We start from the raw sequence: 13,490 nt of genomic DNA on the forward strand, positions 1-13,490 counted from the left end.
ATCATTGGTTTATTGATGAGCTTCTTCAGGTAATAAGGAAACTGATTGATACGATGCACGCTGTCTGATCCAACCGTACACCAATGGAACGATGAACAAAGCTGCCAGGGTTGAGGCAATCAAACCTCCTATCACTGCGCGACCCAATGGTGCCGACTGATCGCCCGCTTCACCCAGACCACTGGCCATGGGCAACATGCCTGCTATCATGGCAAGACTCGTCATCAGGATGGGGCGTAAACGGATACTGGCTGCCACTGTAGCTGCTTTGAACGGATCTTTATACTCCAATCGCAAAGCTTCTGCATTGGTCACAATCAGAATAGCATTGGCTACAGATACACCGGTACTCATAATGATGCCCATATACGATTGCAGGTTCAGCGTGGAGCCTGTAGCCAGCAAAAGAATCATCGCACCCAGTAATACGGCCGGTACGGTAGAGAGTACCGCGAGTGATACACCAAACGATTGATAATTGGCGGCCAGTAATAATAAAATTACCACAATGGCCATGATCAAACCGGTTTGCAGAGAGCTGAGGGTTTCGGTAAGCAGTGATGACATACCCTTTACTTCGGGTATCAATCCACGCGGAGCTTCACCAAGAGATGTAATGGCTTTCTGCACAGCTGTGGTGGCCGTACCCAGATCTTTTTTATAGATATTGGCACTCACAGTTAAAAATCTTCTCGGCCCGGCCCGGTCATACTCACCCGGTACTGTATCGATACGGATTTGTGATATATCAGCCAATATCGGCCTTACTTTCCCTTTCACCAGTGGAATAGAACGAAGTTGTTCAACAGAGTTCATCAGGTACTCCGGAACCTGTACCTGTACCTGGTAGGTGTACGATACTTTCGGATCCAGCCACTGTATTTTCTCAGTAAAACGGCTCGAAGAAGTGGCATCGGTAATACTCCGGGCCACTTCCGTCAGGTTCAGACCCATCTGTGCCAACCGGAATCTGTCGAGTGTGATCTGTACCGTAGGAAAATGCAGGGGTTGCGCAATCTGAACATCCCGCAGATAGGGAATCTTCCGTAAACTATCTGTCAGCTTTTCTGCATACATTTTGATCTCGTCATAGTTTTTACCGGCTACTCTTACCTCAATCGGTGTGGCAGCGCCCTGTGCCATGATCTTCTCGGTAAGTTCAATCGGTTCAAATGAGATCCTTGTTGTTGGATAGGCCCGGGTAATATTGGCCCGTATCCTGTCTTTCAGTTCATCCAGATTCTCCTTATACCCTTCGGCCAGGTTCACCTGAATAATGGCTTCATGGGTACCACTGTTGAAAATGTACAGATTACTCGAGCCATAACTACTGGGAATCAGGCCCACATAAGCAGAACTGATAGACAGGTTGCCATGCACCGTACTATCTATCAATGTCAGTATCCCTTTCACTGTCCGCTCTGTATTCTCCAGCCTGGTACCATCCGGTTGTTTAACCCGGATCTGCAACTGCCCATTATTGGTTTTAGGAAGCAGGTCTTTCCCGATCGTAACAAAACAGATGCCCGCAGCCGCAAGCGCAGTTAACAGGTAAACGATAACGATGGTTTTGCGGTGTGGCATCCACTTCTCTAACCTGGTTGCCAGCTGCATTTTCATTCGTTGAAATAAATTATTCTCTTCCGGATGTTTCCGGTCTTCTTCGGTATGCAGGTTTATTTCATCCACTTCATTCGCATCCAGTGCCAATCCTGCATGTGCATGATCTTTGTTATGATGGTACCGGAACATTTCTTCCTTCAATAACCAGTTCGAGATTACCGGTACCAGTGTTTGTGCCGCCAGAAAAGAAATGATCATCGCAAAACCGATGGATAAAGAAAGCGGCAGAAACATCGCCCTCGGCACACCTGTCATCACAAAAGAGGGTGCAAATACCGCCAGGATACACAGAAGAATCAGCAATAAAGGGAAGGAAATCTCTTCACAGGCATCCAGAATGGCCTGCCGTTTATTCTTTCCCATTTCCAGGTGCTGGTGTATATTTTCTATCGTTACCGTTGCCTGGTCTACCAGCACACCAATGGCGAGCGCCAGTCCACTCAGCGTCATGATATTGATCGTTTGCCCGAATAGTTGCAGAAACAATACACAACTGATCACCGATACCGGTATGGTTATCACAACCACCAGACTGCTGCGCCAATCCTTCAGAAACAACAATACCATCAGTCCGGTAAGTATCGCACCCAGGATACCTTCTGTCATCAGGCTTTTTACCGCGTTGATCACAAATACGGACTGGTCAAACTCATAACTAAGGTTAACATCTTCCGGTAACAGGTTCTGCATCTCCGGAATTTTGGCTTTCAGCGATTGCACCACTCCCCAGGTAGAAGCATCTGCTGTTTTTACAACAGGAATATACACAGATCGTTTGCCGTTAACCAATGCATAATCCACGGTAACATCTGCCGCATCGGCAACAGTGGCAATATCATGAATGAATACAGATGCAGATCCATTGGTGGTAATGGGGATGTCTTCAAAATGCTGTACCCTTTCTTCGAGCGAGTTTACCGTGGTTACATACATCAGGCTGTCTACCCGCAGGTTACCCGATGGCGTAATCGCATTATTTTTAGTAATCGACTCCACTACCTGATCAGGGGAAATATTAAAACGCCTGAGTTTTTCCGGATCTACGCTCACCACAATCGATCTTGAGTTGGCACCAAATGGTGGTGGTGCCGACAAACCGGCTACTGTTGAGAACATGGGCCTTACCCTTGTTACTGCCAGGTCATAAATCTCTTTCAGCGATTTTGTCTGGCTGCTGAATACCAGCTGTCCTACCGGTAATGAAGAAGCGTCAAACCTGATCACCTGTGGCGGTAAAGCGCCGGGCGGAAAAAATTTAGATGCCCTGTTCACCTGCAGCGCCACCTGCGCCGAAGCTTCTGCCATATCGGTATTCTCATAAAAGGTAAGTTTGATCAGGGTTAGCCCCTGTATATTCTTACTTTCCATATTCCGGATACCATTCACATACAGGAACTGATCCTGCATACGCGTGGCAAAAAAACCTTCCATCTGCTGCGGCGACATACCACCGTAAGATTCTATCACATAAATCGTGGGAAGATTCAGTTTAGGAAATATATCAATGGGAATCGTTCGGATAGCCATAAAGGAAAACAACAACAACCCTGTAAAAAGTACCAATATGGTAATTGGCCTTTTTAAAGCTGCACGTACCATAATAAATTAGTTTAGGGTTTGAATGAATTGATTCAGGTTACCGTTTAAGGCGGCTTTGTTTAACTGCGCCAGGTACCAGTCGCTCACCGCTTCTATATAATCCGTTTGCGAACGGTATAACACAAAAGAAGCATTGGTAAGATCGATCAGCGATATCAGACCGGCGCGATACTGTGCCAGCTTTTGCCGGTAGGTAGTCAGGGCCGATTGTAACTGCACCGGATACTCCGACAGGTTTGCCTGTATGGTTTGTAAAACAGATTCTGTTTGCCGCGATGCAGACAACAATGAATTTTGCTGTTGCTGTAATTCGTAATTACTGGCTTCTGTATCAAACTTATTAATGGTCAGTTTTGTTTTTCGATACATGCCATTAAACAGGTTATAAGTGAAAGCAACACCCAATGCATAATTAAACCGCTGATAACCCAACCCATTTGAGAGAGCGGTAAATTTATCATTATACTGTATACTCGACCCACGCCCCCATACACTACCCGCCAACATGATTTTAGGTAAGAACGTTTTATGGATCAGCTGGTCTTTAGACATATACAGATTCCGTTTCTGAATGTAAAAATCCAGTAGCGGATTACCGGGCGCCTGCGTAACCGGCATCGGCATAGGGGTATGAATCAGGAACCGGTTGGCCAAACTATCCACTGCCAGCTCTGTGATGGCAATACCGGTATAAAAATGTAATTGCTCTTTTAACTGGTTCACCAATCCCAAAGTCTGGTTATAGATGATTTTGGTTTTGGATAATTCGGCCTTGGCCAAAGAAGAATCAGCACCCGCTTTCAAGCCACTGTTGGTGAGTGCCTGGATAACCGTAAAAATACTATCGTACCGGTTCACATTCTGCCGGTCTGCATCCAGACGGTACTGCGATTTCAGGATGGCGAAATACAGTTTGGCTACCTGCCAGTCTGCCAGAAATTGTTCCCGCTGCTGGTCTGCCATCTGCAAACCCACCAGCGATTCCGCAAAATCTGTCCTGGCACGGTTCAAACCAAAATTAAACAGCTCATACTCACTGTACAGCACGGCTACATTTCCGGTAGCAGCCTGAAGTGTATTTTGCGAACGAACACCCGCCGAAGTAGAAGGGGTCATTCCAAAAGCAAAAAAACTGCCTGCCAGCGAATTATCGGATCCAAGATTCAGCTGCTCGCTGAACCTTACCTGTGGCAGAAAAGACTGTTTGATATCCGTTACAGAAGCCTGTGCACTTTTTACCTGCGCCTGTTTTTGTAATAACAGGGGCAGATATTTATGTGAGGCGTCCACCAGTTCGGCTAATCCATATTTTTTTTGAGCGAATAGTGTACAGGAAAAAAGGGACATACAGATGCCCAATAGCCATACACGCTTTCCCAGATAGAAAGCTGTCATACACAAATAATTTACAATGAAAGAAAATTGTTAACTGAAAAATCAGGCAACAATCGGCGGACCGCGGAGAGAATAATCAGAGAGGAATACTTCCGGATAATACTGGCATATATAATGCCCCATTGTTTTAGGCGATACATGTACCACCGTGATGATGATCGTAGGAACTGCAATACCGGGTATAACAGAAGGTTCAAAACGTTTGTTCAAACGAATCTTGTTCCTGCCAATACTTTTGGAAGAAATGACCCTGGCATGTGCATGGGTTACCCTCGCTGACTGCTGCTTGTGATAAGTAGAGGATACGGAAGGTTGAGCTACTCCGAAATTAAAAAAAAGCTGGACAGCAAAAAAAAGCAGGTACACAAATAGTACCGGCAGCTTACTTAACCATGGCATTTTGTTCTTACGGGGGTGCATGAACATCTTCAGGTGAGAATCAAAAATAATGGTATTCAGTAAAATATCTGATAAAAAAAATGGTGCCAGGGTAAATAACACGGGTTTTTCACATACTGTTAGTAAACAAACGCTGTTTTTTTACCATCCCTATTGTAAATTAATCATCAAAACAGATCAATATGAAAACCTTATCACAGACCTGGTTTGCAGATGGGTACATCGATTTTGAACTGAAAAAGTACACATTACTGGCCTACCTGCAGGAGATCAACCGTTATTTTTGCGAGAACAAACTGTATCCCCAGTTTGCCGATCTTATCTTTCATTACAATAACCTGGTAGCCTTTAAAGAAAACAAAAAATACCTGCAGGAACAGTTTCCCAAACGCCTTACCGGCATACAGATCGAAAAATTACAGTTACTCTACCAATCACTGGTAGAAGATGATGAACTGATGCAGGAACTGGAAGATATTATCAACTTCGCCTCTTCCACCATGAAAAGAACTATCACCAGTGGCTCTGAGATCTATGAATTTGTAGAGAATAAGATTACCATCGAACCGGTTGGACTGGTGCCACTCGATCACACAGAGGGTTATTTCATGCTTTGTGAGGGCCAGTGCCGCAATACCTGGGTATACCAGTACCGGCTCAGTATTTTCGAAAAACACGATGAAAAATACCGCAGTATTAAAACCGAGTTTGTAGACGTATGGCAGCGTAACATCGTCAACTCTTATCAGAACATCAAATCCGAACTCATCAAAAACCGCTCAGACCTGCCCAACCCCGCAGTATACTCACTGGAGACAGAATTGAGTTTACCCATGGAAGAAACCTTATTGCCGATTGCGAAGCGGAGTCTGGTGAGATATATCAGTACTAAAGCGAATTAGCAATTAAAAATTAACAATTAGCAATTGAATGCAGTATAAAAAACCCGCGGATTCGTAGGATAACTCATCTCCTGCAAATCCGCGGCTCAATTTTTAATTTTTAATTCCTAATTATTGGTATTCTCTTTCTCCATCATCAGATACGCCTTAATAAATCCATCCAACTCCCCATCCATTACCGGGCCTACATTACCTACTTCATAATCGGTGCGGTGGTCTTTGATCATTTTGTAGGGATGGAACACATAACTGCGGATCTGGCTGCCCCACTCAATTTTCTTTTTGTTGGCATTGGTGGCATTCATCGCTTCCTGTCGTTTGCGCAGTTCTTCTTCGTACAAACGGCTCTTCAGCATTTTTAATGCCAGCTCCCGGTTCTCGCCCTGGGTTCTTGCCTGCTGGCATTCTACAATAAAACCACTGGGTATATGTTTCAGGCGTACAGCTGTTTCTACTTTGTTTACGTTTTGTCCGCCACTACCACCACTGCGGTAAAAGGCCCATTCCAGATCGCTGGGGTTCACATTAATCTCTATGCTGTCATCGATCAGCGGATACACATACACCGATGCAAAAGAAGTATGCCGGCGTGCATTGCTGTCGAAGGGAGAAATTCTCACCAAACGGTGTACCCCACTCTCCGCTTTTAAAAAGCCATAAGCAAAATCACCATCAAACTGTATGGTTGCACTTTTAATGCCGGCGCCATCCCCTTCCTGGTAATCGATCTCCGTCACTTTCCAGCCCTGTTTTTCTCCGTACATGCGGTACATGCGTAACAGCATTTCGGCCCAGTCCTGGCTCTCGGTACCACCGGCGCCGGGATTGATCTGCAATACAGCGGGTAATTCGTCTTCGGGTTTGTTAAGGGTGCTCTTGAACTCAGCATCTTCGATATGCTGCAAAGCCAGTTCATAAGCGGCTTTCACTTCCTCTTCCGTGGCATCACCTCCCTTCCAGAAATCAAATAATACGGCAAAGTCTTCCACAGCCGTATCCAGCTGTTTGTACAACTTCAACCAGTACTCATTTACCTTGATCTCTTTCATGATGGCCGTGGCCCGGACATTATCGTCCCAGAAGCCCGGCGAGAGCGAGAGTTGTCTGTCGGTTTCTACTTTGTATGTGCGGTTCTCAACGTCAAAGAAACCTCCTCAGAACCAAAACGCGGTCCCTCATAATCTTGATCTGTTCCTGTGTCATAGCTGCAAATGTAAGGGAAAGATGGAGATGTGCCCAGCGGCAGTGCAGGTGGCGGCATCCTTGCGTCGCACACTTGTACGCCTTCACGCGCTTGGGCTATTTGTGAATGGTGAATGGGCAATGGTGAATATTGATTATTCACCATTGCCCATTCATAAAAGAGCTACAAACCTCATAAGCCGGATTCTGTTTCTAAACTATCATTTATCTGGCCCCGGCATTACTGCCGTGATCTTGCTGCCTACCCTGGATGCCTCCCGCTGAAAGCAGGATCGGGCGAGCCACCCTCAAAGCATCCTATACGTGGCATTACAGCACCCAAGGTTTACCCGTGTTCCGTGTTACCACGGAAGACCGTGAGCTTTTACCTCACATTTTCACCTTTTCTCCCGATTGCTCGGGGGTAGTTATTTTCTGTGGCACTTTCTCTTTCCCGCGTTTCCGCGGGAAGCCGGCGCTTAACCGGTGGGTTGCTCTGCGCTGTCCGGACTTTCCTTGGCGCCAAAGGCGCCACGATAGCTCGGGTTTGTAGCAAATACAAATATACGATTCTCCCGCTTTGCGGGAATTGGCGGATTAGCGGATTTCTTCTACATAAAACCTCTGTGTTACTCCGTACCTCCGTAGCTCTGTGTTGAAAAAATGGAATCAATAAAAAAATCTCACCCAAATCCGCTAATCCGTCATCCGCTAATTCAATATTGAAAGAAGATCTCGGTAGCCCCATACCCAAAACGGGGATCGTACTGGTTGATAAAGGTTTTTACCTCGCGTTTGGTTTTGAGAATGTCGTGGATCTCGTCTTTTAGCTTGCCTGTACCCACACCGTGTATCACGATCAGGGAGGGCTGATGGTGGGCGATGGCGAGATCGAACCATTTTTGAAATTCATCCAACTGCAGGGTGAGCATTTCAAAATTCGTCATCCGCTCCCAGTTATCCGAGAGCTTTTCGATATGAAGGTCCACTACCGAACGGGCCGGGGGCAGGTGCTGTCGGGCTTTGGAAGCCTCATAGATCTTAAACCCTTTGGCTGCCAGCGAACCCAGTTCAAAATAAGGTTCTTCAGTTTTATCGGGATATTCGGTAAACAACTGGTAAGAGAGTGTGGGTTCATTGTTGTCCTTCATCTCCTCAATTCGCTTAAACACCTGTTTGGGTTTTAGTTTCAGCGAGGCTTCAAAATGAGGGGCCTTCTTTTTATCGGGTACAGAGAGAGAGAAATCAAAGGCAAAAGATGGACTGTCATTCACTTTTTCAAAAGCGATATCATGCAGGTAAAAATCGTGGAAAGGGGCAATATCGGCCTGCAGTTCAAAATCGGTTTCGCCCAGGAATTGCTGGGTATATACAAAATGATAAGCCGTAGCGGTCTTGTTTACCAGGTGAATCTTCAGTAAATCCACTATTTCATCATTAAAATCGTCGAGGGAAAATTTGGGAATAAAGGATAGCCAAACCCCATCTGCTACTTTAATCTGGTTGGGTTGTGGTTTTTCCTTGGGTAACTGATCAATATACAGTTTGGGCTCCGGTTTCTTTGCTGCAGCCTGTTTCTTATCCGTAAACCGTTTAAAATAGGGAAAATCGATCTGGTCCATATAAGCCGGGAACTTCACGCCCCTTACTTCAATCATGACCATCTGATCGTTCATGATCTCCACCACCCTGCCCTCTTCATTACTCAGCAGCACCAAAATTTCATCACCCACCTGGTATTTCATGTGGCAAAATTACGGAGAAGCGGGGATATTGAATATCGAATATCGAACACCGAACAGAGAATGTCGAAGTTTCCTTCTATCAATTTACTCGGTTTTTTATAATCAAACACCAGACAGGCAACGCAGGAATACCTTATTTCGAAATTCGACATTCCTTGTTCGATATTCGATATTCCCAACTCCCTACTCCGCCAGCTTACTCCGCTTCCTTCCATACAAAAAGTAAATCAGCAGCCCCAATCCCATCCAGGCAAAAAACCAGAGCCAGCTGATGGCGGGGATCTCGATCATGAGGTATAAACAGCTAAGGGCGCCCACAACGGGTATTACGGAATAACTTCCTATAAAACTCTTGATGGCCGTAACAAGGGCAATCAGCATAAAAACCAGGAACAGGATCTCCTGATAACCTTCAGAACCCATATTGACAAACGCATCGCTGATGCGGCCGCGAAACAATACGGCTATCAGTGCCACCAGTAAAGGAATCAGGTACTTACCATTGATATAAGGTAAACGGAAAGCGCCTGCTGCTTTTGTGTCTGTCAGTTTGGGCAAAACCAGTACCCCGAAACACACCAGTACAAAGGCAAACAGGGTACCAATGCTCGTAAGATCGGTTACAGTGCTGCTGGAGAGGAACATGGCCGGAATCCCCACCATAAAACCGGTTACAATGGTGGCAAAAGAGGGGGTATGAAACCGGGGATGCACTTTGGCAAAACGTTTGGGTAATAATCCATCGCGACTCATACTCATCCAGATCCTTGGCTGTCCAAGTTGAAATACCAGTAATACGCTGGTGGTAGCCACTACCGCACTAACAGAAATGAGGTAGCCTATTTTATTGAGGTGTAATTTTTCAAATACATACGCCAGCGGATCATCTACTTTCAATTCGCTGTAATGCACCATACCGGTTAATACCAGCGCAATGAGAATGTACAGCACCGTACAGATCAATAAGGAATAGATCATACCACGAGGCAGATCACGCTGCGGGTTCTTACACTCTTCTGCGGTAGTAGAAATAGCATCAAAACCAATATAAGCATAGAACACAGCAGACACACCTGCCAATACCCCGCCAAATCCATTGGGCAGAAAGGGATCCCAGTTACTCGTATCCACATAAAAGAATCCCACTACTATCACAAAAATGATCACACACACTTTGAAGATCACCATCAGGTTGGTGCTCTTCTTACTTTCTTTAATACCTATGTAAGCTAATATGGTGATCAGGAACACGATGATCAGTGCAGGCAGATTAATAATGAATTTCCAGCCCGCGATCACCGGCGCGTGCATGATGGCGTCATAACCCATTTTTGCATTTTTACTCAGGCTTTCCAGTGCCTGTCCGCTGGCCAATCCCTTCATCGCTTCTTCATACCCTACCTGGGCATTGCCGGCATTGGTAGCCAGCCAGCCGGGTAACCCGATATGAAATCCTTCGAGCAGATTATTAAAATAGCCGCTCCAGCTGATGGCCACTACAATATTACCGATCGCATATTCCAGTATCAGTGCCCAGCCAATGATCCAGGCAACCAGTTCTCCAAACGAAACATAGGCATAGGTATACGCACTTCCCGCAATAGGCACCCTGCTCGCAAACTCTGCATAACACAGGGCACTGAATCCGCAGGTAACGGCCGTGATCATAAAGAGGAAAACGATACCCGGACCACCATTAAATGCGGCAGAACCAATGGTGGAGAAAATGCCTGCACCAATGACGGCAGCAATACCCATAAAAGTCAGGTCTTTTACCCCCAGCACTTTGCGCAAACCACCCCCACCATGACCATCACTTAATCCGGCAGCAGAATCAGCTACAATTTTATCGATCGATTTTTTTCTGAAAAGAGAATCAGCCATGTAGTTGGTTTTGTTTTGGTTGGTTAAGATAGGTAAACTACTGCACTAATATTCGCGCTGAATTAAAAAAGCAGCCAGCTCTTCCAGTGGCTTTTTTCGTGAAGAAACCACAGCAATATCTTCGAGGTGCTGTAAGGCGGTCTGCAGATATTTTTCTTTGAGTTCCATCGCCCAGGCATCTACTCCGCATTGGCGGAAGATGGCCAGCACCTGCTCTACTTTATCAGCCGGGTTTTGCTGCATGAGGGTTTCCAACGCCCGGCGTTGCTCAGCAGTAGCTACTTCCAGCGCATGTATCAATAAAAAAGTCTTTTTATTCTGGCGGATATCCCCCCCCACTTCCTTACCAAATTTTTCCGGGTCACCAAACGCATCCAGGTAATCATCCTGCACCTGAAAAGCAATGCCGAGGTTTTTGCCGAACTCATAGATATGACGGCAGTTACCTTCGCTGGCACCGCCCAGTATGGCGCCCATCTCAAGCGTAGCGGCCAGTAATACGGAAGTTTTCAAACTGATCATGTGGATATACGCATCCAGCGATACATCGCCCATTTTCTCAAAATCAATATCCAGTTGTTGTCCTTCGCAAACCTCCCTCGCCGTGCGGTTAAACAGTTCCATGATCCGGGGCAGGTATTGCGGACTGATCCGGTTCAGGTATTCATAGGCGCGGATCATCATTACATCGCCCGTCAGCAATGCCGTATTTACGCCATATTTCATGTGTACGGTTTCCATACCCCTGCGTAAAGGGGCTTCATCCATGATATCATCGTGTATGAGGGTAAAATTGTGAAACAGCTCAACAGCAGTAGCAACCTGCCAGGTGTCTTTACTGATCTCGGCAAAGAGTTCATTACCCATCAGACACATCACCGGACGGATCCGCTTTCCACCCCATGATAAAAAGTATTCGCCCGGTTCGTAGAGGCTGGCGGGTGTTTGCGGAAAATGACGCACCCCAAAACGCTCTCCAAAATCGGCTACCAGTTCTTTGAATGTATGCATGTTACAAACCTAATTATAAAAGTAAAAGCAGCCGCATCCCAACCTTAACTATTCTTTGAACCGGGCCGGAGCGGTTTGGCACGGTTTTGTATTATAGGGTAGAAAAATACGCTTATGAAACGATTATTAGTACTTGGATTAATCTTAACCGCTTTTGTACAGGCGCAGGCACAACAGAACATGGGCAGCGATTACAAAACCGCTTTGGGTGTAAAAGTGTACCCGGGCGCCATCAGTGTGAAACATTTTATCGGAAAGGATGCCGTAGAAGGATTGGGATATATCTCTTCAGATGGTTTCCGTGTAACCGGCTTATACGAGATCCACAACCAGTTGGGTAATGTAGAAGGATTGAAATGGTATGTAGGTGGTGGCGGTCACGTAGGTATCTGGAGCGATTCCTGGAAAAACCGTTATCCCACACGTGAGGGTGGACTCGCTATCGGCGTAGATGGTGTGTTGGGACTGGATTACAAGATCAAAGGCGCCCCGCTGAACCTTAGTTTCGACTGGCAGCCATCCTTCAACATCATCGGCTACAATTACTTTGAAGGCGGTTGGGGCGGATTGGCAGTGCGATACACTTTTTAAACAGAAGAACAGATGAACAAGGAACCGATGAACAGACGAACGGAGTTATTCCATAAACCATTCGTCTGTTCCTTGTTCATCTGTTCCTTATTTTTTGAGGCTAAACAAGCTGTCTACAAACTCTGATTTATCAAAAATAATAAGATCCTCAATCTTCTCGCCTACGCCAATGTATTTTACGGGAATCTTAAACTGATTGGCAATGGCCAGTACCACACCACCTTTGGCGGTGCCATCCAGTTTGGTGATGGAGATGGCCGATACTTCTGTGGTGGCAGTGAACTGTTTGGCCTGTTCCAGCGCGTTTTGCCCGGTAGATCCGTCCAGCACCAGCATTACTTCGTGCGGGGCACCGGGAACAATTTTCTGGATCGCTCTTTTGATCTTACCCAGCTCTTCCATCAGGTGGGTTTTGTTATGCAAACGCCCGGCTGTATCAATAATGGCCACGTCTGCCCCTTTGGCTACGGCACTGGCCACCGTATCATAAGCAACGGCACTGGGGTCTGAGCCCATGGCCTGTTTTACAATGGGTACACCTACCCTTTCGCTCCAGATGGTTAACTGGTCAACGGCTGCAGCGCGGAAGGTATCTGCCGCACCCAGCACCACTGATTTACCTGCTTTTTTATAGTTATGCGCGAGTTTACCAATGGTGGTGGTTTTACCTACACCATTTACGCCCACTACCAATATCACATATGGCTTTTTCCCTTCGGGGATGCCAAAGTTTTTGTAGGATTGTTCCGCCGCATCTACCAGCATGGCGGCGATCTCTTCCTGCAGAATTTTGTTCAACTCGTCCGTACTCACATATTTATCCTGCTTCACCCGCTTTTCGATCTGTTCAATGATACGGATCGTGGTTTCGATGCCCACATCAGCGCTTACCAGGGCCTCCTCCAGGTTGTCCAGCACTTCTTCATCCACCGTGCTTTTACCTGCAATGGCTTTGGTGATCTTTGCAAAAAAGCCTTCTTTCGTCTTTTCCAGTCCCTGATCAAGACTTTCTTTCTCCTGCTTACCGAATAATTTTCCGAGAAAACTCATAGGTGAATTTGAAAATTTGAATAGCTGACAATTTGGAAATGCAACCCATTTAAAAACCTGAAATCCATTTTCAAATTTTCAAATTGAGTCATTTTCAAATTATTCTTCC

General features: G+C 46.0%; 10 protein-coding genes and 1 other RNA gene. 2 read left to right on the top strand and 9 right to left on the bottom strand.

The genetic code is table 11. From position 1 onward, the window contains the following. Window positions 1-9: 9 nt before the first annotated feature. Genes AC1RNB_RS15905 through AC1RNB_RS15915 form a run of 3 tightly spaced genes read right to left on the bottom strand, consistent with a single transcriptional unit; the run spans window position 10 to window position 5,118 of the window. Window positions 10-3,222, bottom strand: coding sequence for an efflux RND transporter permease subunit (locus tag AC1RNB_RS15905; RefSeq protein ID WP_493084428.1), 3,213 nt, complete (start codon window positions 3,220-3,222; stop codon window positions 10-12). 6 nt (window positions 3,223-3,228) lie between these two features. Then, window positions 3,229-4,617, bottom strand: coding sequence for a TolC family protein (locus AC1RNB_RS15910; RefSeq protein ID WP_493084430.1), 1,389 nt, complete (start codon window positions 4,615-4,617; stop codon window positions 3,229-3,231). 42 nt (window positions 4,618-4,659) lie between these two features. Continuing rightward, entirely contained in the window at window positions 4,660-5,118 is a 459-nt protein-coding gene (locus AC1RNB_RS15915; protein WP_493084431.1) for a hypothetical protein, read from the bottom strand. 80 nt (window positions 5,119-5,198) lie between these two features. Here AC1RNB_RS15915 and AC1RNB_RS15920 point away from each other — a divergent pair, with 80 nt between their 5' ends. Continuing rightward, window positions 5,199-5,918, top strand: a complete 720-nt coding sequence (locus tag AC1RNB_RS15920) for a hypothetical protein (protein ID WP_493084432.1) — start codon at window positions 5,199-5,201, stop codon at window positions 5,916-5,918. 107 nt (window positions 5,919-6,025) lie between these two features. Here the strand turns inward: AC1RNB_RS15920 and prfB are convergent. The 5 genes from prfB to AC1RNB_RS15945 form a co-directional block, all read right to left on the bottom strand. After that, window positions 6,026-7,121 (bottom strand): peptide chain release factor 2 gene (gene prfB / locus AC1RNB_RS15925; protein ID WP_493084434.1). Its coding sequence is split into 2 segments (ribosomal slippage): window positions 6,026-7,060 and window positions 7,062-7,121, totalling 1,095 coding nucleotides; the frame shifts between segments, so codons are not numbered across the junction. A 159-nt stretch (window positions 7,122-7,280) separates the two neighbouring features. After that, window positions 7,281-7,653, bottom strand: an RNA gene (rnpB, locus tag AC1RNB_RS15930) — RNase P RNA component class A. Window positions 7,654-7,816: 163 nt separating this feature from the next. Beyond that, complete coding sequence (locus AC1RNB_RS15935; RefSeq protein WP_493084436.1) at window positions 7,817-8,845, bottom strand: Smr/MutS family protein; 1,029 nt, start codon at window positions 8,843-8,845, stop codon at window positions 7,817-7,819. A 183-nt stretch (window positions 8,846-9,028) separates the two neighbouring features. Continuing rightward, window positions 9,029-10,729 (bottom strand): amino acid permease, encoded by a 1,701-nt coding sequence (locus tag AC1RNB_RS15940; RefSeq protein WP_493084437.1) that lies wholly within the window; start codon window positions 10,727-10,729, stop codon window positions 9,029-9,031. A 45-nt stretch (window positions 10,730-10,774) separates the two neighbouring features. Beyond that, complete coding sequence (locus AC1RNB_RS15945; protein ID WP_493084439.1) at window positions 10,775-11,740, bottom strand: polyprenyl synthetase family protein; 966 nt, start codon at window positions 11,738-11,740, stop codon at window positions 10,775-10,777. 114 nt (window positions 11,741-11,854) lie between these two features. Here AC1RNB_RS15945 and AC1RNB_RS15950 point away from each other — a divergent pair, with 114 nt between their 5' ends. Beyond that, entirely contained in the window at window positions 11,855-12,331 is a 477-nt protein-coding gene (locus AC1RNB_RS15950) for a hypothetical protein (RefSeq protein ID WP_493084441.1), read from the top strand. Window positions 12,332-12,418: 87 nt separating this feature from the next. Here the strand turns inward: AC1RNB_RS15950 and ftsY are convergent, their stop codons facing one another. Next, window positions 12,419-13,381, bottom strand: a complete 963-nt coding sequence (gene ftsY / locus AC1RNB_RS15955; protein WP_493084443.1) for a signal recognition particle-docking protein FtsY — start codon at window positions 13,379-13,381, stop codon at window positions 12,419-12,421. Window positions 13,382-13,490 lie beyond the last annotated feature (109 nt).

It is taken from the genome of Sediminibacterium sp. GW821-FHT12F12 (assembly GCF_058806635.1).